Source organism: Serratia sp. CY55921, assembly GCF_052167655.1.
GTDB lineage: Bacteria > Pseudomonadota > Gammaproteobacteria > Enterobacterales > Enterobacteriaceae > Serratia > Serratia ureilytica.
Genome location: NZ_JBJNMU010000001.1, coordinates 78610 through 100537, shown reverse-complemented (window position 1 = coordinate 100537; position 21928 = coordinate 78610). Strand labels below are relative to the sequence as shown.

The 21928-nt window shown below is 57.4% G+C and carries 24 protein-coding genes and 1 tRNA gene; 12 read left to right on the top strand and 13 right to left on the bottom strand.

Features of this window, described 5'->3' with window-relative positions:
* Positions 1–83: 83 nt before the first annotated feature.
* A complete protein-coding gene (gene ccmB / locus ACJ8M3_RS00535) occupies positions 84–743 on the bottom strand; it encodes a heme exporter protein CcmB (RefSeq protein WP_025303731.1) in 660 nt (219 codons plus the stop codon).
* Entirely contained in the window at positions 743–1375 is a 633-nt protein-coding gene (gene ccmA, locus ACJ8M3_RS00530) for a cytochrome c biogenesis heme-transporting ATPase CcmA (RefSeq protein ID WP_089197705.1), read from the bottom strand. The genes ccmB and ccmA overlap by 1 nt, the downstream gene beginning before the upstream one ends.
* 229 nt (positions 1376–1604) lie before the next feature.
* On the opposite strand from ccmA, the gene ACJ8M3_RS00525 reads away from it, so the two are divergent.
* A complete protein-coding gene (locus ACJ8M3_RS00525; RefSeq protein ID WP_046687571.1) occupies positions 1605–2531 on the top strand; it encodes a formate/nitrite transporter family protein in 927 nt (308 codons plus the stop codon).
* Positions 2532–2660: 129 nt separating this feature from the next.
* Positions 2661–2735 (top strand) — tRNA-Arg (locus ACJ8M3_RS00520).
* Positions 2736–2806: 71 nt separating this feature from the next.
* On the opposite strand, the gene ACJ8M3_RS00515 is transcribed toward ACJ8M3_RS00520, so the two are convergent.
* The 4 genes from ACJ8M3_RS00515 to ACJ8M3_RS00500 form a co-directional block, all read right to left on the bottom strand.
* Positions 2807–3049 (bottom strand): hypothetical protein, encoded by a 243-nt coding sequence (locus ACJ8M3_RS00515; protein WP_089197287.1) that lies wholly within the window; start codon positions 3047–3049, stop codon positions 2807–2809.
* Positions 3050–3068: 19 nt separating this feature from the next.
* Positions 3069–3869, bottom strand: a complete 801-nt coding sequence (locus ACJ8M3_RS00510) for a helix-turn-helix domain-containing protein (protein ID WP_089197288.1) — start codon at positions 3867–3869, stop codon at positions 3069–3071.
* Between the two features lie 699 nt (positions 3870–4568).
* On the bottom strand, positions 4569–4790 hold the full coding sequence (locus ACJ8M3_RS00505) for a hypothetical protein (RefSeq protein ID WP_033643922.1): 222 nt from the start codon (positions 4788–4790) through the stop codon (positions 4569–4571).
* A 1-nt stretch (position 4791) separates the two neighbouring features.
* On the bottom strand, positions 4792–5763 hold the full coding sequence (locus tag ACJ8M3_RS00500; RefSeq protein WP_046896279.1) for a hypothetical protein: 972 nt from the start codon (positions 5761–5763) through the stop codon (positions 4792–4794).
* Between the two features lie 227 nt (positions 5764–5990).
* Here ACJ8M3_RS00500 and ACJ8M3_RS00495 point away from each other — a divergent pair, with 227 nt between their 5' ends.
* The 3 genes from ACJ8M3_RS00495 (at position 5991) to dsdC (ending at position 9255) form a co-directional block, all read left to right on the top strand.
* A complete protein-coding gene (locus ACJ8M3_RS00495; protein ID WP_089197289.1) occupies positions 5991–7487 on the top strand; it encodes a PAS domain S-box protein in 1497 nt (498 codons plus the stop codon).
* Positions 7488–7621: 134 nt separating this feature from the next.
* On the top strand, positions 7622–7873 hold the full coding sequence (locus tag ACJ8M3_RS00490) for a CsbD family protein (RefSeq protein WP_033643925.1): 252 nt from the start codon (positions 7622–7624) through the stop codon (positions 7871–7873).
* Positions 7874–8325: 452 nt separating this feature from the next.
* Positions 8326–9255 (top strand): DNA-binding transcriptional regulator DsdC, encoded by a 930-nt coding sequence (gene dsdC / locus ACJ8M3_RS00485; protein ID WP_033651984.1) that lies wholly within the window; start codon positions 8326–8328, stop codon positions 9253–9255.
* Positions 9256–9266: 11 nt separating this feature from the next.
* Here dsdC and ACJ8M3_RS00480 read toward each other — a convergent pair whose 3' ends face one another.
* Genes ACJ8M3_RS00480 through ACJ8M3_RS00470 form a run of 3 tightly spaced genes read right to left on the bottom strand, consistent with a single transcriptional unit; the run spans position 9267 to position 10833 of the window.
* A complete protein-coding gene (locus tag ACJ8M3_RS00480; RefSeq protein ID WP_033643927.1) occupies positions 9267–9569 on the bottom strand; it encodes a hypothetical protein in 303 nt (100 codons plus the stop codon).
* Positions 9570–9572: 3 nt separating this feature from the next.
* Entirely contained in the window at positions 9573–10496 is a 924-nt protein-coding gene (locus ACJ8M3_RS00475) for a DMT family transporter (RefSeq protein WP_089197290.1), read from the bottom strand.
* Between the two features lie 46 nt (positions 10497–10542).
* On the bottom strand, positions 10543–10833 hold the full coding sequence (locus ACJ8M3_RS00470; RefSeq protein ID WP_033643929.1) for a hypothetical protein: 291 nt from the start codon (positions 10831–10833) through the stop codon (positions 10543–10545).
* A 397-nt stretch (positions 10834–11230) separates the two neighbouring features.
* On the opposite strand from ACJ8M3_RS00470, the gene ACJ8M3_RS00465 reads away from it, so the two are divergent.
* A complete protein-coding gene (locus ACJ8M3_RS00465) occupies positions 11231–12382 on the top strand; it encodes a porin (RefSeq protein ID WP_033632458.1) in 1152 nt (383 codons plus the stop codon).
* A 57-nt stretch (positions 12383–12439) separates the two neighbouring features.
* Here the strand turns inward: ACJ8M3_RS00465 and mltB are convergent, their stop codons facing one another.
* On the bottom strand, positions 12440–13528 hold the full coding sequence (mltB, locus tag ACJ8M3_RS00460) for a lytic murein transglycosylase B (RefSeq protein WP_046687577.1): 1089 nt from the start codon (positions 13526–13528) through the stop codon (positions 12440–12442).
* A gap of 279 nt (positions 13529–13807) precedes the next feature.
* Between mltB and ACJ8M3_RS00455 the strand changes: the two genes are divergently transcribed.
* From ACJ8M3_RS00455 to ypdK, 3 genes are all read left to right on the top strand, one after another.
* On the top strand, positions 13808–14260 hold the full coding sequence (locus ACJ8M3_RS00455; RefSeq protein ID WP_033643931.1) for a DUF805 domain-containing protein: 453 nt from the start codon (positions 13808–13810) through the stop codon (positions 14258–14260).
* Between the two features lie 83 nt (positions 14261–14343).
* Positions 14344–14781: an antitoxin HicB gene (locus tag ACJ8M3_RS00450; protein ID WP_033651988.1), complete on the top strand. Its 438-nt coding sequence runs from the start codon at positions 14344–14346 to the stop codon at positions 14779–14781.
* A gap of 558 nt (positions 14782–15339) precedes the next feature.
* Entirely contained in the window at positions 15340–15414 is a 75-nt protein-coding gene (gene ypdK / locus ACJ8M3_RS00445; protein ID WP_099782600.1) for a membrane protein YpdK, read from the top strand.
* A gap of 58 nt (positions 15415–15472) precedes the next feature.
* On the opposite strand, the gene ACJ8M3_RS00440 is transcribed toward ypdK, so the two are convergent.
* The 3 genes from ACJ8M3_RS00440 to ACJ8M3_RS00430 all read right to left on the bottom strand — a co-directional run bounded on the left by ACJ8M3_RS00440 (position 15473) and on the right by ACJ8M3_RS00430 (position 17997).
* Entirely contained in the window at positions 15473–15997 is a 525-nt protein-coding gene (locus tag ACJ8M3_RS00440; protein WP_033643933.1) for a cytochrome b, read from the bottom strand.
* A 111-nt stretch (positions 15998–16108) separates the two neighbouring features.
* Entirely contained in the window at positions 16109–17338 is a 1230-nt protein-coding gene (gene alaC / locus ACJ8M3_RS00435; RefSeq protein WP_033643934.1) for an alanine transaminase, read from the bottom strand.
* Positions 17339–17457: 119 nt separating this feature from the next.
* The gene (locus tag ACJ8M3_RS00430) at positions 17458–17997 is read right to left on the bottom strand and encodes a GNAT family N-acetyltransferase (protein WP_033643935.1); all 540 of its coding nucleotides are present in this window, start codon (positions 17995–17997) and stop codon (positions 17458–17460) included.
* Positions 17998–18165: 168 nt separating this feature from the next.
* Here ACJ8M3_RS00430 and ACJ8M3_RS00425 point away from each other — a divergent pair, with 168 nt between their 5' ends.
* The 3 genes from ACJ8M3_RS00425 (at position 18166) to ACJ8M3_RS00415 (ending at position 21925) form a co-directional block, all read left to right on the top strand.
* Positions 18166–19410 carry a DUF1479 domain-containing protein gene (locus tag ACJ8M3_RS00425; RefSeq protein ID WP_042785138.1) on the top strand — a complete coding sequence of 415 codons (1245 nt, stop codon included), beginning with the start codon at positions 18166–18168 and terminating at the stop codon, positions 19408–19410.
* Between the two features lie 92 nt (positions 19411–19502).
* Entirely contained in the window at positions 19503–21194 is a 1692-nt protein-coding gene (locus ACJ8M3_RS00420; RefSeq protein WP_103100922.1) for a sensor histidine kinase, read from the top strand.
* Positions 21191–21925, top strand: coding sequence for a LytR/AlgR family response regulator transcription factor (locus ACJ8M3_RS00415; RefSeq protein WP_025303751.1), 735 nt, complete (start codon positions 21191–21193; stop codon positions 21923–21925). The genes ACJ8M3_RS00420 and ACJ8M3_RS00415 overlap by 4 nt, the downstream gene beginning before the upstream one ends.
* Positions 21926–21928: the final 3 nt, after the last annotated feature.

Below are 21928 nucleotides of genomic sequence, written 5' to 3'. Positions count from 1 at the left end.
GCTCCGAGCGTTCGAAACGGCGAAAATCTTCTGCGGGGTACGCTCTTGTCGGCCTTGCCCCGTCTGTTCATTCAATACGTTAGCTAGTGCACGCTCACTCGCAGCGCCGCCGCGGTGGCAAACGGCGCCAATGTCACGCTGCCCGCCAGCATCGCGCCGAGTATCGCCAGATAACCGTCGATCGGCATGCCCATCGAGGCGGCGTCGATCGCGCCGGTGGCGAAGATCAGCACCGGGATATACAGCGGCAGCACCAGCAGGCTGAGCAGCACGCCCCCTTTGCGCAGGCCGACGGTCAGCCCCACGCCGATAGCGCCGATCAGACTCAGCGTCGGCGTGCCGAGCAGCAGCGTACCCGCCACCGCCAGCCAGGTTTGCATATCAAGCGACAGCAGCAGCGCCACCAGCGGCGACAGGATCAGCAGCGGCAATCCCGTCACAACCCAGTGAGCACACACTTTGCCCAGCACCGTCATCGGCAGCGGCGTCGGCAGCAGCAACAGCTGCTCCAGCGAACCGTCGAGAAAGTCGTCGCGAAACAACCGCTCCAGCGACAGCAGCGAAGCCAGCAGCGCCGCCACCCACACGATGCCCGGCGCAATGCGCGCCAGCAGCTGCGGTTCAGGGCCAATCCCCAGCGGGAACAGCGTGATCACAATCAGGAAAAACCACAGTGGGTTGACGATCTCCGACCCTTTACGGCAGGCGATCTTCAATTCGCGACGCACCAGAGTCAAAAACATCACAAACTCCCCGCGTCGTGTTCCGCCAAACGAATTTTGCCCACCGTTTGGCTGACGCCGGCCAAATCCTGATGCGTGGTCAACAATACCATGCCGCCCCGCTGCGCATGTTGTTCAAAAAGGCTAATCAACTCGGCCACGCCCTGTTTATCGATTGCCGTCAACGGTTCATCGAGGATCCACAGCGGCGCCGCGCTGAGCCACAATCGCGCCAGCGCCACCCGCCGCTGCTGCCCGGCCGAAAGCTGCGCCACCGGCAGATCTTCGTACCCCACCAACCCCACCTGCTCCAGCGCGCGCCAGATGGCCTGAGGCTCGGCCGCGCCGCGCACCGCCTGATAAAACTGCAGATTTTCAAAGGGTGTCAATACGGCTTTGATGCCCGGTTGATGGCCGATAAACAGCAAATCTTGCTGATACGCCGCGCGATCGCGCAGCGTGTTGCGCCCGTGCCAACACACCTCACCGCCGTCCGGCCGCGCCAGACCGGCGAGGATGCGCAGCAAACTGGTCTTGCCCGCGCCGTTCGGCCCTTCTACCTGAATGATATCGCCCGGCTGAACTGAAAAGCTTAGCTCGCTAAACAGGATGCGCTCATCGCGCACGCAACTCAGACTTTTGGCTTCCAGCATCAGGGAACTCATATTTTTCTTTGGGATAGCGAATCATAGCATAAGCCTTTCCCCGCACGCAGCCTGCGGCGGGCGCGCCGAGGGGCCAATATGGCGAGCAGGATCAAGAATGCGTGGAAAAAATCGGCGGATTTTAACTCTTGTTACCTTTTTCTGTATTTCGCCGCATTTAGACCGGGCAACTACGCTTAATGACGTGAACTCACCCTTATTGAGCAGGAGCGACAGCATGAACGAACAGCCACGCCAGGAGCACGAGCCGGATGAGACAATGCAGGTAGAGAGCGAAGAGCAGGAACAGGGCAAACGCGAAATCGAAGTCAGGGAAGAAAATTTGCCTTCGCGCGCGGCGGCGGTGCATGAGCAGATCCGGATGGAAGGCGAAAAAGAGCTGGAGCGCGACGGGCTGGCGCTGCTGTGGTCGGCGATCGCCGCCGGGCTGTCGATGGGCGCCTCGCTGGCGGCGAAAGGCATTTTCCACGCCCGCTTGCCGGACGATCCCAGCCGCTTTTTCATTGAGAACCTCGGCTACACCTTCGGTTTTATCATTGTCATTATGGCGCGCCAGCAGCTGTTTACCGAAAACACCGTCACGGCGGTGTTGCCGATCATGCATAAACCCACGCCGCGCAACCTGCTTATCCTGCTGCGCCTGTGGGGCGTGGTGCTGCTCGGCAATCTGATCGGCACCGCGCTGGCGGCGCTGGCGTTTACCCATATGCCGCTGTTCGACGCCGAAACGCGCCGCGCCTTCATCAGCCTGGGCGAAGAGGTGATGCGCCATACGCCGGGAGAAATGTTCGCCAACGGCATCCTGGCCGGCTGGATCATCGCCACCATGGTATGGATGTTCCCGGCCGCCGGCGCGGCGAAAATCTGGGTGATCGTGTTGATGACCTACCTGGTGGCGATTTGCGATTTGACGCATATCGTGGTCGGCTCGGTGGAGATCCTGTATCTGGTGTTCAACGGCGCGATGGAATGGCAAGCATTCGTTTATCCGTTCGCCCTGCCGACGCTGGCGGGCAACATCATCGGCGGCACTTTTATCTTTGCGCTGATAAGCCACGCGCAAATCCGCAACGATTTGAGCGCCAAAAATAAGGCGGCGCGCCTGCAAGAGGAAAAACGGCGCCACGGCGGGGAAAAACCGTGATCGCCGTCGGTTAGCCGAGGAAATTTCGGCGCGAACTGGCGAGGTATTGAGCAAACGCGCCGCTAAGCGCTTATTCTGCGGGTAAAAAAAGGTATAATGCCCCGGCAGCTTCGGTTGCCGGTACGCAGCGTCCCCGTAGTTAAACGGATATAACAAGCCCCTCCTAAGGGCTAGTTACTGGTTCGATTCCAGTCGGGGACGCCATTTTTCCTTATCGAGCCAATGCGCATCGACCGCCCGCGGACCCTGCTCCAATCCCTTATTCAGCCCTAATTTCATCCCTGCGGGTGCAGGCACGCCATCCAGGTCATTCCTGCCAACACGATTGGCTGATGTTCCCGATTATTGGCCATCGCATTTCCTGAAAACATGAACAGAATAAATGCCAGCATGAATTGAATGGCCCGTTTTCCTAAACCGGCGACGATGATTCGGCCAAAGGCAGACAGCCTTAAATACAGTAGCAGGAGTGCGTGGTGCCGTTTATTCATCGAATCGGGGCGATTTTCTCTATTCATGACGTCTCCTTTTCCATCACTACGTCACAGGAATAAGTATATCGACATTGATAACTTTACTGTTTGAATTTTCATCTCTATATAGCTCGATGAAGAAGCTTTCCCTCATTTTGACGTTGATGGCCGGCAAGTAAGCATCATATATCCCCTCAAAAAAATTAACGTACTCAGGCAACTCGCCCATAAAGGGAATAACAATATATTTGCCCATTGGGATATAGAAGTTGAAGATGGAGTGAAAAACCGCCTGATCCTTGCCGTTGGCATGGCATTTATTCCCCCTGCTTTTCTCTACATTATATGCCCCCCAATTTTTGCTTAGCCGTTTCTCATTAGTCTGCGCAATATCATTGGCATCTCTGTATTTCCTTATAGAATGGAAAATTAATGTTTTGTAATGCTTCAGCATCTCGATGTCATCCGGCATGACCGTATGATAGAAATAGGGTTTATTATCGTTGCCGTACGGGGGGATCTGCGTGGAAAAATCCCATCCCCGGCTGTTTCTAAAGCTGTTGGGCGTTTCGCCAAAGAAACGTTTGAATGCCCGGGTGTAGCATTGCTGAGAGGCAAACCCCGATGCCAAGGCGACATCCAATATGTTCCCTTGATGCTGTTTGAGCAAGACAGCCGATCGGCTCAGCTTTCTATTCCTGATATACGTCCCGAGCGTAATGCCAAAATAATGCTTAAACAACCGCTGTAAATGCCATTTAGAGTAACCCGAGATAATTGAAACCTTCTCAACCGAAAGCCCCTCCACAATATTCTTTTCCATATACTCCAACACTTGTAAAAGAATATCTCTCCTGTAATCCATGTGCGCTCCTTGCATTTATAAAAGCCGTATCCTTTTCATTAAAATCGTTAAGCGAAGAAATTAAGTCATTAAGATTAATCCTAAAAAATCACGCCCTCTTCTTTTTATTCTCACACCCTCCAAGAGGTCATTATATAAATAACTGAAAATGATCATGTTATATAAATCCACCCACAAGAAAATAGAAAAACAAAATTTAACGGCACAAAGTGCATCTATTGAAGGAGCACTTGCGCCGCCACTGAGAATCACACTTTCTGTTAAATTTTTTATCTTAAAGTGTTTTTTATCGCATCAATTGCATGGCCGAATAGGAATTTCATCATCAGAAATTAAATCGCATTTTATAGCCTTGATTGTTGATAACACTTATTGCAGCTAATGGGTAAAGCCTGAGCCGTGGCTAAGGAAGCTGAGAGGAATAAACGCAAAGCCTGAACATCAGGCTTAATAATCACGTGTCGCAACAGTGAGTTTCTTTTTTATCTTTCCCTGCACAGAAAAAGCGGATGCATCAACAAATCATGTTAGAGGTCATATATTGCCTTCCCGTCCCGGGGGCATTGATGCTCCCGCACCGCGCCAGCCTCTCCGCCGTCAAGCGCCAAGCCGATACGCGCCATAGTTTGTTACCGTAACCGCCCGCTCCTCAAAAAAAAGCCCAGCACGCAAAGCTGGGCTTTTCATCCAATGAGCGGATTAGTCCGTCAGGTTGTCGATCTCTGCCGCTCTGTGCTTACGCAACAGATACAGCAGCAAGGACACCCGTCGCTCGGTCCGTTCCGGGGTATCCGGCGGCAAGTTATAGCGCAAGGTGTAGCGCTCGTTGTTCTCGTTGCAAAAATCGATGACCAGTACGGGCGCAGACGCTCCCGCCACTTTTCGATAATTCAGCGAGATGCACGACAGGTTTTTGCCCATCTCAACTCACCGTGACGGTACGGCGGGTTGACTCGGCAATTCGCCCCACGCCGGCGCTCAACGCAGCGCCCAGCAGCAGTATCAGCAGTGAGCCCCACGCGGCGCGAGAGAGTTGCTTGGCCGCTTCATCAGCCGCTTCACGCGCTTTCTGCTCGGCCTCGGCCTTGAGTTTTTCCACCTTCTGCACCGCCTGCTGATAAGCCTGGGCGTAGTTATCGACGATTTGGCTCGCTTCATCACGGCTCTTACCGGTGCGTGCCGCAACAATATTCACCAGCGCGTCCTTATCGGCGGCGCTCAACGTCGGCTCACCGGACTGCTTAACGCGCTCGAACCACTGCTTAAGCTCGGTGGCGGCCTGCGCCGGATCGGCCGCGGCATCCACCGCCGACTGCTTGCCGTCGGCGGCCGCCCGATTGGCTTTCTGCTCCAACCGAGCCGGATCCAGCTCCGGCTTACCGCTCTGCTTAAGCGTTGCGTTCAACTGGCTTTCCAGGTTTCCCCAGTCGAGGCTGATGCCCTTTTTATCCAACTGTTGCTTCAGGCTGTCGCCCACGCTTGGCGCCGCCGCCGCCAGGCCGCTGCCCGCCAGCGAGAGCCCTTTGCCAACCGCGTTGCCAGCCAGCCCCACCACGCCGCTCGCCAGTGACACCATCAACCAGGTAGTCAGCAAGGTGGTGATCGCCCAGCTCAGCAGGCCATGCAAGCCACCGCGATTCGGCGCGGTGCGGCCGGCGACGAATGCGCCCGCGGCCAGCGACGCCAGCGTTGAAACCAGCAGCCAGATCCCAGTGCCGGTGCCAAATCCGCTCAGCGGGTTGCCCTTTTGCATCATATCCACGGCCTGGGCGCCGATCGCCGTCCCCAGCACGCTGAATATCAGATAAGTCACCAGCGCCACGGCACTCCCGGCCAATATCGAGCCCCATGACACCTGAAACGCAAAGCGATTTGATTCATAGACAGTGGTCATCGTTGTTCCTTATATTTTCTGGACAAGTGATTGCAGACACGGCAGAAAACCGCGCAGACAAATTCAGTCTGCCGCGCGGCATCATCGGCCGTCCCGGTTCATTTGCACCAGAACGCCTGGTGCATTCACACCCTGCGAATACGCACGTTATGCACTAAGCTGCTCAGCGAGTAGCGTAACCCGCGGCCCCTAAAGCGGCCGCTCCCCTTCTGTCTAGCGGAGAACACATGAGCCAATCCGTCTTGGCCAGCGAAACCAACCGCGGCCACCTGCAGCAAATCATCTCCGGCTTGTCCGACGGCGTGATCCTGACGGATACCGATCAAACCCTGCTATGGGCCAACGAGGCCGCGTTAGCCATGCATGGCGTGAGCCACCAGCAAGCCCTGGGAGCCAATGCCGGCGAGTACGCGGCGCGTTTTGCCCTGCGCTATCGCAACAACCATCCGCTGGCTTTGGATCAGTACCCTTTGAACCGGGTTGCCGATGGCGAGACCTTCACCGATGTGGTGGTGGAAGTTCGCCAGGTCGACGATCCGGACAGTTTCTGGGTGCACCGCCTGCGGAGCCTGATCGTCACCGATCCGCAGGGGCAGCCGGAGCTGCTGGCGCTGATCATGAGCGACGCGACGGAGTGGGCCAGCGCCGAACAGCGCTTTGAAAAAACCTTTAACGCCAATCCGGCGCCGGCGGTCATCTGTCGGCTCAGCGATCTGCGCTACGTCAAGGTCAATCAAGGGTTCCTTGATATGACCGGTTACCAACGTGAACAGGTCTTGGGGCGTTCGGTTTATGAACTGGACGTCCTGCAACAGGCCGAGCATAAAGAGCTGGCCGTGCAGCGCCTGGGGGAAGGCGCCACCATTCCGCAGATGGAGGCCGAGCTGAAACTGCCCGATGGAGGCAGCAAGCTGGTGGTGGTTGCCGGTCAACCGTTGGACATCAATGAAGACGACTGCATGCTGTTCACGTTTACCGATCTCGAACCCCGGCGCCAGGCTGAATCGGCGCTGCGAGAAAGTGAAGAGCGGTTCGCCAAATCTTTCCGCCTGAGCCCGGTGCCAACGCTGGTGTGCACCGCAGACGGGCGGCGCGTGCTGGATGTTAACGAAGCCTTCGTCCGCGCCATCGAATGCGACGCCGAAGCCTTGGTCGGCAAATCGGTCGACGAGATCCCGGTTTTTGACGATCCCGAGGCGGGCAGCCGTTTGTTTGCCGCCCTGGAAAAAACCGGCAATGTCGAAGGGATGGACATCCGGGTGCGCAAGAAAGGGAGCGAGTTAATCGACTGCGTGGCCTCGGCGGATGCCGTCAGCATCCATAATGCGCCCTGCTATCTGTTGGTGCTCATGGACATTACCGAACGCAAGCGCTCGGAGCTGGAGCTGGTGAACGCCATCGAGGAAGTGATGCAGGACGCCTCGTGGTTTAGCCAAACCCTGATCGAAAAACTGGCTAATGTGAAAAGCATCAATCGGTCCAACCAGACCGGGTTTGCCGCCAACGATCTCACCCCGCGCGAGCGCGATGTGCTGGGTTTGATCTGCGAGGGACTGCCGGACAAGAAAATCGCGGCGCGCCTCAATCTGGCGCTCAACACCATTCGCAATCATGTCGCGACGGTCTATTCCAAACTCGGCGTGCACAGCCGCAGCGAAGCCATCGTATGGGCCAGAGAACGCGGGCTGTTTACCGGCGGACCGGCCTCGATGAATGGCAAGTAGCCTGCAAATGCACTAGCCATACCGATGCAAACGCCCCTTATGAGCACCGAGTGAAGTGCATAACATGGCGGTGCAAATGCAGGCTTTCGCCCTGTGCGAACGCCAAACGGATCGAACCTAAGGAGCGCATCATAATGAACAGCGAAAAAGCCAATGGCATGATGGAAAAAGTGGCGGGCAAAGCGCAGGAAATCGCGGGCGACGTCAGCGGCAACGAACGTTGGCAGGCCGAAGGCGTCACGCGCCAGGCAGTGGGCGCGCTGCAAGAAAAATACGGCGACGCCCTGAGCTGCGCCGGCAGCATGATGAAGAAAAATCCCCTCGCCGCGTTGGCACTCGTTGCCGGCGCAGGTCTGTTGGCCGGCCTGCTGCTGCGTCGCCGTTGATGGGCGCCGACGAGCAAACCACTTTTCCCTGAATGCCGTGTCCGGTGGGCAGCCACCGGGCACGGTTCTTTGCCAGGCGGGGGATTGCTGCCTCCCTCTCGTTGGCATCCGGGCTTAACGCGTGCTCTGCGTCGCCATGCCACGGATTATTATGGCGAAACCGTTATATCCCGCATGGAACATGAGCCTTTATCGTTCAGGCTGTCGCACACCGCCTTTACTCGCGGCTTAACGGCACCTCTTTTATTATATTCGTCCTATTGCTGATTATCATCGCCCTCTCAGTCAACGCCCCCTGTGTCTGTTATTTCCGCGTGTTATGCCAGTAAGTTAATTTACCCTCAACATAACGAAATCCCTCGGCATAAAAACCGAATATATCAATCAGGCTGGGTTTATCCTCCGCACCATTAAATGTTAATATTGCCGGATTATGCGCACGGAGAAATAGCATGTTCCCCAGTAAAAAACATTCGCAGCGGGCGACCCCGCTGACCAGCTATCAATTTTCCAGGCTGCATACTTTCGAATGCGTCGCCCGTCATTTATCTTTTGCGCTGGCGGCACAAGAATTGTCGATCACCCCCAGCGCCGTGAGCCACCGCATTAATTTGCTCGAAAAGGAATTGGGGTTTCTGCTATTCCAACGCTTTCATCGCAGAATTACGCTGACGCCGGAGGGCGAGCGCATGCAATGGGCGCTGGACAGCTCCTTCAACACCTTGAATCAGGAAATCCTGGACATCAAAAACCGCGAGTTGACGGGGACCTTGACCCTCTACTCGCACCCGTCCCTGGTGCAATGTCTGCTGCTGCCGCGCATCGGCGATTTTATCGCCCAGCACCCCACCATTCACCTCAACATTCTGACCGGGCAGGAAATCATCAACCTGGCCAACCGCGGCGTGGATCTGGCGATGTACTTCGGCAAACTGCGCTCGGGGCGGCATCTGGAAGAAGCCTTTATGCAGGAATCGATGGTGCCGATCTGCACGCCGCAGTACGCCGCCGCACACAATCTGTATGATGCGCCGGAAAACCTGGCTCACTGTACGCTGCTGCACGATCGCTACAACTCCGGCGAAGATGAGTGGCAAACCTGGTCACAACACTTTGCGCTGGGGCTGGATACCGACAGTAAAAGTATGGAGTTCGACCGTTCCGATCTCGCGGTGCTGGCCGCTACGCGGCACCTTGGCGTCGCCATGGGGCGGCTTAATCTGGTGCAGGACTGGATCAAAAGCGGCGAGCTGATCATTCCGTTCGCCGATATGACCGTGCCCTGCGAACACTGCTATTTTACCTCGACCATCTCCGAGCGGCAGTGGCCGAAGATCCTCGCGTTTAAGCAGTGGATAATGAAAATATCCCCTCTGGTCTGATGGCCAGAGGGTTATCGCCATACTTTGGGAGAATAAGAAAAATGCAACGCGCAGGCATAGAGCCGGCCGGCCTTTGAATAAGAGATATATTTGCGATTTTTATCCCAGGTCAGCAGGGAATTATTGGCAAAGTAATAAACCTCCAGCGGCATCCCGTTAGCCAATTTCGACCAACCTCGGCTTCTTATCACGGTAAAGTCACCGTTATCGCTGAGCGTAATCAACGGCACGCCCCAGGCATAGCGGGATATTTGCATCTGAATAATGAATTGGCTTGCGCAGCTTATTTGGTAATTCTGTACATCAACATCCATAATTTATATTTTTGGTGCCACCCTACGGTCAAAATAAATAAGATATGAACAACTCACCACGATTAACCCCAGCACGATCAGCACGGCACCCAATACAAACTCAATTTGCAGCGGCTCGCCGAGCATGACGACGCCGGCCAGGATACCGAATACCGGCGTCATAAAGGTGAGAATGCCCAGCGAGGACGCCTGATAACGGCGCAACAGTGAAAACCAGATCAGGTAGCTGAAAAACGACACGATCACCGTTTGGAACAGCAGGCTGCTCCAGGCCACCCGGCTCAGAGCGACGTGCAAATTGCCCGACGCTATCGCCAGCAACGACAGCAGCACGCAGGCGCCCGTCAACTGGAACAGCAGCGTCTGTTTAGCCGGGCACTCCGCCAGACGCGTGGTACGGATCACCAGCGTAGAACCGCCCCAGGCGATCCCCGCCAGCAGACCGTAGAGATCGCCCTTCAACCGAGCTGCAGCGCCGCTGCCCTCAGCCATGCCCGATATGGCCAACACCACGCCGCCAAAGGCGATGAGCATGCCAAGCCACTGCACCGACGACAGGCGTTCCTGGCGAATCAGAAAATGCAGGCCGAGAGCGGAAAACAGCGGCGCGGTATACAAAAACACCGCCATATGCGAAGCGCTGGTATAGCGCAGCCCTTCGGAGACAAAAAAGAACTCCAGCGCGAACAATGCCCCTACGCTCAAACCGGCGCTCAGCGTGGCGCGATCCCAGGTGAAGCACTCGCCGCGGCAGCGCGCCAGCAGGTAAACCCCCAGCGCGGCAAGACCAGAGCGAATGGCAATTTGCAGCACCGCCGACACATCCGGCTCGGCGGCCTTGATCGCCACCTGCTGCATTCCCCAAATGGCGCATAGCATCACCATGGCGGCGGCAGCCCTGCCGTCGATACCGATTCTTGCATTCATAATAGGGTTCCCGCCGCCGTTGAAATAATCACAGGCTGCCGTCGCGTTATTCTTTATACACCACGATTTCCTGATAAAGCTTAATAACTTCGCCATCGCTGTCGACGGAGTCGGTATATTCAGTTTGCTGCGCCAGGTGAATCACCTTCCAGCCTTTTCGCGCCAATTCCGGGATCGTCAGGCGCCCCACGCCGCGGCAGAAAAACAGAGTATCGTCAGACAACCTTAGCTTACTAACCTCTGCATAATCATAAGCTTGAGAATGGCAGACGTGCGACTCAGCCGCCATCGCCGGTAATGAAAACAGCCCCACCAACAACATTAACAGGTTTCTCATGGCGACCTCCCAATCGCTTATTCCTGCCAACCGATTACGCAAAAATGCCTCACGTTAATACGGCGGTGACAGGCTGGAATTAATTATCTCTTGCATGGCTGAAATTACAGGCTGGGGTTGGTGACTGACAAATGAAAAATATAAACCTTGGCGTTAAATGAATTCATCCGAGTGGAGAGAGAGGCAGAGCGGCCACTTTCACCGCACGAAATGGTCAAAAACCGGCCAATAATTAGCAAGAAAAGTAATTATTTATTTCACCGTTTATGCTACAAATGCCGCCCGCCGCTAAAACACCAAAAAAAACCGTCAAAATGCGCAAAAACGCAGCTTTCTGCGCAAAACATCGGCATGGCGGCGCTGATGAGGGCGGTCATACCTAAAACAGGGATAACACATGGCAATGAAATTGCGCGTAATGACTCAAGCGGTGGCGCTGGGTCTGGCGATCGGCAGCGCGTCGTTCGCCGCTCAGGCGGAAATCACCCTGCTGAAGCAAGATCCACAGGCCGGCGATCCGCTCAGCCGCCTGAACTTCACCGTTGGCGGCAGTATTCGTCCGCAGTTCAACAACATGACGGGCGACGGTGACAAGGGCTCGTACAAGCGTAACGGCTTCGACGGCGGCACCCGCTTCCGTTTCGCGGCGGACTACTATCTGTTCGACGATATCAGCTGGATCAGCTACTACGAGCTGGGCGTGAACATTCCGGCGCTGTTTGACTGGGATCATCACTATGCCGACGGCGCGAGAAACACCAGCCGCCGCATGCTGTACACCGGCCTGAAAAGCAACACCTGGGGCCAGATGACCTTCGGTCAGCAGAACAGCGTTTATTATGACGTGGTGGGCGCCAAGACTGATATTTGGGACTACGACATGCTGGCCCAGGCGCCGGGCAACGGCATTAACGGCGACTACGACGGCTCTTACCGTTCACGCAAAATGCTGAAGTACAAGAACCGCTTCGGCGATGCGGACGTTTACGCTTCGTACCTGTTCAGCGACAGCGACTATCTGCCGGGCAACGGCCTGCGCTACAAGCGCAAAGGCGGCGGCTCTCTGGGTGTGGATTACCATATTACGCCGGATCTGACCTGGGGCACCGCCTGGAACTACACCCGCGCCGAAATGCGCAACCCGTCCACCAGCGGCAGCAAAAGCTACGATCAGAACATTTTCGGCACCGCCATCAGCTGGAAACCGGACAACTGGACCCTGACCTTCGGCGGCGGTTACTACAACGACTTCCTGACCACCAAGAAAGCCGACGTCAATAATTACTTCGCCGGCGATGCGTGGGGTATCGAATACCTGGCCGGTTATACCGTGCCGGTAGGTCAGTACGCGGTGAAATCGGTGATGCCGTACTTTATGGGCGATCGCCTGGAATACATCACCGGCCGCAACTACCAGCGCATCGATAACGGCCTCGGGGTGACCGTACAGTTTGACTACGGTTTCCGCGTTGACGTGGAGCACGTGCTGACATCGAGCACCGACAACCTCGGCGATATGACCGTGGTGCGTCTGCGCTACGATTTCTGATTGCTCAGAATGCAAAAAAGGCCGCGCAAGCGGCCTTTTTCGTTTATTGACACAGCGTCAGAAGCCGCCGCGCGCCGAGCGCCCGACCGCTTCGCCCAGTTGCCATACCGCCATGGCGTAATGGGTGCTGTGGTTATAGCGGGTGATGACGTAGAAGTTCGGCAGACCGTACCAATACTGGTAGCCGGTGCCGACATCCAGCCGCAGCAGGCTGGCCTCTTGGTTATCACCAAGCGAACCCTGCGGGCTCAGGCCGGCTTCGGCCAGCGCGGCGACCGAGTAGCGCGTCTTGAAGCCGTTTTCCAACCCCGGCGCCTGGCCGTTGGCCTGAATGGCGACCGGCTCGCCTTTGGACCAGCCGTGCGCTTTGAAGTAATTGGCCACGCTGCCGATGGCATCGACCGGATCCCACAGGTTGATATGCCCATCGCCGTTGAAATCGACCGCATAGCTTTTGAAGGAAGAAGGCATGAACTGCCCGTAGCCCATCGCACCGGCGAAGGAACCGCGCAACTCGAGCGGATCGTCGCCTTCGGTGCGCGACATCAGCAAGAAGGTTTCCAGCTCACCGGCGAAGTAATCGGCGCGGCGCGGGTAGTCGAAGGCCAGCGTCGCCAGCGCATCGATAATGCGGGTTTTACCCATTACGCGGCCCCAACGGGTTTCCACGCCGATAATCCCCACGATAATCTCCGGCGGCACGCCGTACACCTGCCAGGCGCGCTGCAACGCATCCTGATATTGATTCCAGAACACTACGCCGTTTTGCACGTTATCCGGGGTGATGAACTTGTTGCGGTAGCGCAGCCAGGAGCCATTCGGCCCGGTTGGCCCCTGGGTAGACGGCGTCGGCGCCTGCCTATCCATCAGCCGCAGCACCGAATCCAATCGCCGAGCCTGCGCCAGCACGTCGTGCAGCTGCTGCCGGTCAAAACCGTGTTCCTGCACCATCTTCTCGATAAAGCGCGCGGTATTCGGGTTATTGGCGAAATCCCCACCCAGCGGCGCGCCGCTGTGCGCCGGGCTCAGCAAAAAGCCGCCCTTTACCGGGGTGCTCTGCGGCGTAGCGGTGGTACTGGGTTTCGGCGTGCTGCTACAGGCAGCAAGCAAGGTAATCAGCGGTAAAAGCGCAACCAGGTGACGCATCGGATATCCATATAGCCATGCAAGAGATAAGTGGGAGTTATGTTAATGCATTGTTCAACGCGAACAAACAGGATTATGCCGCCAATGACCGCGTCAGGTAGCCAAACGTGCCAAATTGTGACGTTTTGCACGGGCAAAGAACGCCCGGTGCGGCCGCGCTGAATCTCAACCGCAACTAAATGAGAAAAGTTATCACCTTGACGCCCACGTTTGCCCCGATAAAATGCCCGACTGCTTGCCACCCGGCTATCGCCGCAATGATCACGACAATGGACTGTGATGGAATCTCTCGGACAACTCGCCAAAGACCTGTACCGTGGGCGCATCTCGCGCAAACCGTTTATTTTCTCGCTGGCGATCTTCGCCATCGGTATCGTGCTGCTGTCGTTTCTGTCGACCTATCTGGATAAAAACCATTTTCGCGCCCACGCGCACGGCGACGGCGCCGAATTCGTCTCGGTGCTGCTGTATCTGCTGTGCATTATGGTGTGGGCGTTGTTCTGTTTCGGCCTGGTCACGTGGTTCATGGCCAAAACCGCGTTCCGACTCAACGATATCGGCCTGCCCGGTTGGGCGTTGGCCGTCGCGTGCTATGTTTGCTCGGTGCTCAACAACTACTCCCCCGGCCCGGTAGCGCGCTGGCTGCCGCTGTTCAGTCTGGCAGTCATGGTCTGCGCCCTGCTGTTGCCGCCCGACGGGCTGCGACGCAAGCCGCGTGAACAGACCGATTGAGCGCCATTCCGCTCAAGGCTATGGCTATCCGCCGGCCGTGCCGTCACAATAGCGCCTCATTCAGGTTTTAATCAGGGATCGCCATGTTCAGCCATTACTTCGCCCATTACGCCTTCGATCGCGACAGCGACGCCTGGCAGATCGGTTTTCGTGACTTCCCCGAGTGGCAAACCGCCTGCTATAAACGCGAAGACATCGAACTGGAGGCGCAGGAAAGCCTGTTGGCCGCCATCGCCGCCACGATGGATGAAGGTTTGCCCCTGCCCGCCCCTTCTCCTCTGCAAGCCGATGAGTTGAGGGTACACCTGCCGGCGCTGGTGGCGCTGAAAATCGAACTGCACAACGCCATGCTGCGCAAAAACACCGGTAAAGCGGCGCTGGCGCGCAAGCTGGGTTTCAACGGCGGGCAAATGGAGCGGTTGCTGGATATCGGTTACGCCTCGAAGGTGGAAGCGTTGGAGCAGGCGCTGTATCTGTTGGGCTACGACGTGCGCGTGACAATAAGTGAAGTTTGCCAATAAGTTAGCAACAGGTAAGCAAAATATTACCCGCAGGGGCTAAATTTTCCTCCATTCGCGCCGATGTGATCGTTACCTAATCCTCTGTCGCAACAACGAAGGCTAAAAATGGAGTGGAGTCGCCGTCATATTTGGGCCGTTATTCTGCTGTCTTGTCTCGTTTTTTGGGTCATTCTGGCGACCGGCATCAACGCCGTCGCCTGAGCGCCTGCCGCTGCATTGCTTCATCCCTTATTTTACAGCCCGCCACGGCGGGCTAGTTCCTGTCGCCCGCCGATAAAAAGCGTTATAAAACAGCGCACCCTGTTCAAAAAACAGCCAAAAATTGTGATCAAAAACACAGTATTGAAATCAGACCAGTATTGAGAGTACATTAGCGCCGATCCTGTCGCGGTTCGGATTTTACCTCACGGAGCATGAGGCGCGACAACCGGACAACCCGCGCGCGAGGACGTTGTTCTTTCGTTTGGAAGAACCCGCCCGACAAACAGGTTGCCCATAAAACACTCAGCACAACAATCGGGATCATTGCTGGCGAGGACTCCAGACAGGAGTTGTTCAGTGAAATATTTTTTGATGGGCGTGTCATTCATGCTGGTTGCCTGGGTTGGCACCTTCATGTTGATGGTTGCCTGACCGGGAACACAGCCAAAGGGACGCGCGAGCGTCCCTTTGTCGTTTCCGTCGTTCGCCGTTATTTGCCCGGCATCATGCGGCGCAGGGTGTCGTCCTTGCGCAGGTAGTGGTGATACAGCGCCGCCAGCGCATGCGCGCCAATGATAAAGTAGCCGATATTCGCCAGCGTCTCATGAACCGTTTTAACCAGCTTGCGCATCACCGGATCCGGCGTCACCCATTGCGGTACCGGCCACCCCAGTAAAGTCCACGATTTCCCGCCGTAGGCCAGGGTTAACACGCCCAGCAGCGGCAACATCAGGAATACCACGTACAGCAGCCAATGGAAGATCTTGGCGCCCACTTCCTGCCATTCCTCCAGCGGCGGCGTGGTCGGTGGCGTCGCGTGGAGGGTGCGCACCGCCAGCCGAATCAGCATCAGGGCAAAAACCGAAGCCCCAAAATTAAAGTGCAGATTTTTGACCAGCGGCGCCCACGCCTCCGGCACCGAATCCTTCAGCAACATCGCCGCGTAGGTGAGGATCACCATCAGCAGCGTCAACCAATGTAAAACGATTTGCGATCGCGCGTAGCGGTTGCTCATACACTCTATCCAAAAAATAAAATTCAGCGTAGTCGAGCATAATGGGGAAATAATGAAGAAAACCTTGGGACGGGAAAAAATAAGGCCGGACAAACGTCCGGCCTGACAGGATTATTTGGCGCCGCCGCCTTTGCCCGGCATCAGCAACCCGTCCGCGCGGAACATGGCCTTGATGCCGCGCACCGCCTGGCGAATACGGTCCTGATTTTCGATCAGCGCGAAGCGCACATGGGTATCGCCATAGTCGCCGAAGCCGATGCCCGGCGAAACGCAAACCTTGGCTTCCGCCAACAGGCGTTTGGCGAACTCCAGCGAACCGAGATGGGCATAAGGTTCGGGAATTTTCGCCCAGACGTACATCGACGCCTTCGGGTTTTCCACCATCCAGCCGGCCTCATGCAGCCCTTTCACCAACACATTGCGGCGCTGCCGATACTGTTCGGCGATATCGCGCACGCACTGCTGATCGCCTTCCAGCGCGGCGATGGCCGCCACCTGCAGCGGCGTAAAGGTCCCGTAGTCGTGATAGCTCTTGATGCGCGCCAACGCGCTGACCAGTTCGGGATTGCCGACCATGAAACCGATGCGCCAGCCGGCCATGTTGTAGCTTTTCGACAGGGTGAAGAACTCCACCGCAATGTCTTTCGCCCCCGGCACCTGCATGATCGACGGCGCTTTCCAGCCGTCATAGACGATATCGGCATAGGCCAGATCGTGGATCACCAGCACGTTGTACTGCTTGGCCAGCGCCACCACCCGCTCGAAGAAATCCAGCTCCACGCACTGGGCTGTCGGGTTGGACGGGAAGCCGAGGATCATCATTTTCGGGCGCGGAATGGTTTCGCGAATGGCGCGCTCCAGCTCACCGAAGAAATCCACGCCGTCCACCAGCGGCACCGAGCGCACCTGAGCGCCGGCGATCACCGCGCCGTAAATGTGGATCGGGTAACTGGGGTTCGGCACCAGCACGGTATCGCCGTGATCGAGGGTCGCCAGCATCAGGTGCGCCAGCCCCTCTTTCGAACCGATAGTGACGATGGCTTCGCTTTCCGGATCGATATCCACCTGATAACGATCGGCATACCAGCGCGAAATGGCGCGGCGCAGGCGCGGAATGCCGCGCGAGGTGGAATAACCGTGGGTGTCGTCGCGCTGGGCGACGGCGCACAGTTTTTCCACGATGTGCGGCGGCGTCGGGCCGTCGGGGTTACCCATGCTGAAGTCGATAATATCCTCGCCGCGACGGCGTGCGGCCATCTTCAGTTCGGCGGTGATGTTGAATACGTAAGGGGGAAGGCGTTCAATGCGCGTGAAACGGCGCTGTGGACTGTTATCAGCCATAGGGGATTCCTCGATAGACGTTAGCGCCCGGACCGTCCGAGCGACGCTGGCCAGCGAACTGACCGAATATCGAACATAGCGCAGCGCCGACGAGCTTGTCGATACCCTGCGCGATATTTTTATTTAGCGCTCTGAAACTCCGCCGCCAGCAGCCCGAACAGCCAGTCGTCGCACCACTGATCCGCCAGACGGTAGTTGTCGCGCAGCGTGCCCTCCAGCTGGAAACCGCACGACTCCAGCAGGCCGCGCGAGGCGACGTTACCGGCGGTCACGGTGGCGGTCAGCTTGTGAAAACCGCAGGCGTTCACCGCAAAATCCAGCACCGCCCGCAGCGACTCCTTGCCATAGCCCTTGCCCTGCCCGGAAGGCAAACTCCCATATCCCACTTCCGCCTGCCGATACGGCGCCCAGTGCGGGCGAAAGCCGGTAATGCCCACCGCCTCTCCGCTGTGCTTCTCACGCATCACCAGGCACAGCCACTGGTCGCCGTGTTTGTCCCAGACCGGCAGGCGCTCCTCGAACCGTGCGCGGATCTCCGCTTCGCTGCGCGGATCGGAGATGTAACGGATCACCTCGGGATCTTGGTACAGGCGCAGAAACAGCGGCCAATCCTCGGCGGTTATCGACTGTAACTGCAGACGTTCAGTGACCAGCTTCATAAAATCTCCGAAAAACGAAAAAGAGGAACTTACGAATGAAAGATATCTCTTTATTTTCCCCGATTGGTTGCCGATAATCATTTACGTTAAAACCACAAAACCATAACGTCTTGCCCGATTCCCTACAACTGCCCGCCGCCGTTACCCACGCGGCATCAGGAGAACACCATGGCCTCTTTAGTCATCGACGATATTCCGCAGGCGATCGTTAACGTCAAGCGTCAGCTGCGCCAGGCATTGCCCAACTATCGCGACGTATTCCAGGCGCTGGAAGAGAACATCCGCGGCCAGGTCGAACAGATTCGCCGCGAACTGGCCGCCGGCCACAACCCGGTGCCGCAAATTGACGCGGAAGATATCCTGCAGCAGCGCGTCACTGAACAACAAAAAGCGCTGATCAAACAACGCGGCGCCTGCGCTATTCGTGGGGTGTTTCCGCGCGCCAAAGCCGAGGGCTGGAACCGAGAAATCGGCGATTACCTCGATCGCAACAACTTCGTCGAGCGATTGAAGAACGCCGCCGAAGACAACTATTTCGGCAAGCTGGCCGCCAGCAAGCCACAGATCTACGGCATCTATTGGTCAAAACCGCAGGTTGAAGCGCGGCAGGACGCGCGCATGCATGCGGTGCAGGTGTTTCTCAACAGCCTGTGGGCCACCGAAAGCAACGGCAAACAGCATTTCGATCCGACTCGCGTCGCCACCTACGCCGATCGCACCCGCCGCCGCCCGCCGAACTCCTCGTCGCTGGGCCTGTCGCCGCACGTCGACAGCGGCACCATCGAGCGCTGGCTGGACGAGAACTTCCGCTATGTGTATCGCCACGTCTTCTCCGGCGACTGGCAGCAGTACGATCCCTTCGCCGCCGACGGCCGCACCGAAGTGCGCGAGATAGCCTCTCCGGCGGTCTGCTCGATGTTCCGCACCTTCCAGGGCTGGACGGCGCTGACGCCGCAGCGCACCAACGCCGGCACGCTGAACCTGGTGCCAATCGCCAACGCCATGGCCTATGTGCTGCTGCGCGCGCTGCAGGACGACGTCGCCGATGACGATCTGTGCGATGCGGCGCCGGGTCGCGCGCTATCGATCTCGGAAAAATGGCATCCCCTTTTATTAAGCGGGATTTCCCCTATTCCCGATCTGGAGCCGGGCGACACGGTCTTTTGGCACTGCGATGTGATCCACGCGGTGGAGAACGAACATAACGGCGAGTTCGACAGCAACGTGATGTACATCGCCGCCGCGCCGGGCTGCGAGAAAAACGACGCCTATCTGCAGCGCCAGCTGCCGAGCTTTATCGACGGCAGAACGCCGCCGGACTTCGCCCCCGACGATTTCGAGGTCGATTTCGAGGGCCGCGCCACCGTCGAGCTGCTGACGCCGCTGGGCAAAGCGCAGCTCGGGATGCGCTGACCGCCGCCCCCAGCCACGGGCCTCTCTCGCTGTGGTATACTGCCGTCATCCGTAGGCCGCAGCGAGAACCCGTCGTGCACCCTTTTTTTGAAATGCTGTTGGCGGTGTTTGATCGCGCCGCGCTGATGTTGATCTGTCTGTTTTTCCTGACCCGCACCCGGCTGTTCCGCCAACTGCTGCAAAAAGAAGACCATACGCCGCTTGAGCTCGGCATCGTCACGGCAATCTTCTCGCTGTTCGCGCTGTTCAGCACCTACTCCGGCATCAACGTTGAGGGCTCGCTGGTCAACGTGCGCGTCATCGCCATCATGGCCGGCGGCATCCTGTTCGGCCCCTGGGTGGGGATCGTCACCGGCATCATCGCCGGGGTGCACCGTTATCTGATCGACATCGGCGGCATCACCTCGGTGCCCTGCCTTATCACCAGCATCATCGCCGGCATCAGCGCCGGTTACATCAACCTCAAGGTGAAAAAAGAGCAGCGCTGGCGCGCCGGCATCGTCGGCGGCATGCTGTGCGAATCCCTCACCATGCTGCTGATCGTGCTGTGGGCCAAGCCGACCGAGCTCGGGCTGGACATCGTGTCGCAGATCGCCCTGCCGATGATCCTCGGCACGGTGTGCATCGGCCTGATCGTGCTGCTGGTGCAGAGCGTCGAGGATGAGAAAGAAGTGATCGCCGCGCGCCAGGCCAAGCTGGCGCTGGATATCGCCCACAAGACGCTGCCCTATTTCCGCAAAATCAACAGCGAATCGCTGGCCACCATCTGCGATATCATCCGCCAGGATATCCGCGCCGACGCGGTGGCGATCACCGATACCCATCAGGTGCTGGCTTACGTCGGCGTAGGGCGCGAAGCCTACCCGATCGGCCGCGAAGGGCTGAGCCGCGTCACTCGCGAAAGCATTCGCCACGGCAAAATCATCATCAAAAACAACCTGGAAAACCCGGCCGCGCCGCAGATCCATTCGCAGCTGGTGGTGCCGCTGTGGGAAAAAGGCGAAGTGACCGGCGCGCTGAAAATTTACTACTGCCACGCTCACCAGATCACTAACACGCTGAAAGTGATGGCGGTCGGGCTGTCGCAGATCATCTCCACCCAGATGGAGGTTTCGCGCATCGAGCACCTGCGTCAGATGGCGGATAAAGCCGAAATGCGCGCGCTGCAGAGCAAGATTAACCCGCACTTCCTGTTCAACGCGCTGAACGCCATCTCTTCCTCCATCCGCCTGAATCCGGACACCGCGCGCCAGCTGATCATCAACCTGTCGCGCTACCTGCGCTACAACCTGGAGCTGAACGACGAACTGATCGATATCCGCAAGGAACTGCATCAGATCCAGGATTACATCGCCATCGAACAGGCGCGTTTCGGCGCCAAGCTGACGGTGATTTACGACATCGACGACGACGTCTCGGTGCGCATTCCGAGTCTGCTGATCCAGCCGCTGGTGGAGAACGCCATCGTGCACGGCATCCAGCCCTGCAAGGGCAAAGGGGTAGTGGTGATCGCAGTGAAAGATCAGGGCGACCGGGTGAAAATATCGGTGAAGGATACCGGCCACGGCATCAATCAGGAAACCATCGATCGGGTGGCGCGCAACGAGATGCCGGGCCACAATATCGGCCTGCTCAACGTACACCACCGCGTGTCGCTGTTGTACGGTGAAGGGCTGCATATCCGCCGCCTGGAGCCGGGCACCGAAATCGCGTTCTACATCAGCAAAAACGGCGGCAAGCTGCATCAGGAGCCGAGCGCGCCGCCGGTCGGGGAGGCCTCATGAAAGCCATTATCGTGGAAGACGAATTCCTCGCGCAGGAAGAACTCAGCTACCTGATCAAGAAACACAGCAATATCGATATCGTCGCCACCTTCGAGGATGGCCTCGACGTCCTCAAATACCTGCAGACTCACCAGGTCGACGCCATTTTCCTCGACATCAACATCCCGTCGCTGGACGGCGTGTTGCTGGCGCAAAACATCAGCAAATTCGCGCATCGCCCGTCTATCGTGTTCATCACCGCCTATAAAGAGCATGCGGTGGAAGCGTTCGAGATCGAAGCGTTCGACTATATCCTCAAGCCCTATCACGAGGCGCGCATCGTCACCATGCTGCAAAAGCTGGAGGCGCTGCATCATCGCCCCGCCGGCGCGACGGAGCCGGCCAGCGCGCCGAGCCGCGGCAGCCACAGCATCAACCTGATCAAAGACGAGCGGATCATCGTTACCGACATCAACGACATCTATTACGCCGCCGCCGATGAAAAGGTGACGCGGGTCTATACCCGCCGGGAAGAGTTCGTGATGCCGATGAACATCACCGAGTTTTACGGCAGGCTTCCGGAAGAGCATTTCTTCCGCTGCCACCGCTCTTACTGCGTTAACCTGGCGAAGATCCGCGAGATCGTGCCCTGGTTCAACAATACCTACATTCTGCGGCTGAGCGATCTCGAGTTTGAAGTGCCGGTCAGCCGCAGCAAGGTGAAAGAGTTCCGCAAGCTGATGCGCCTGTAAGCG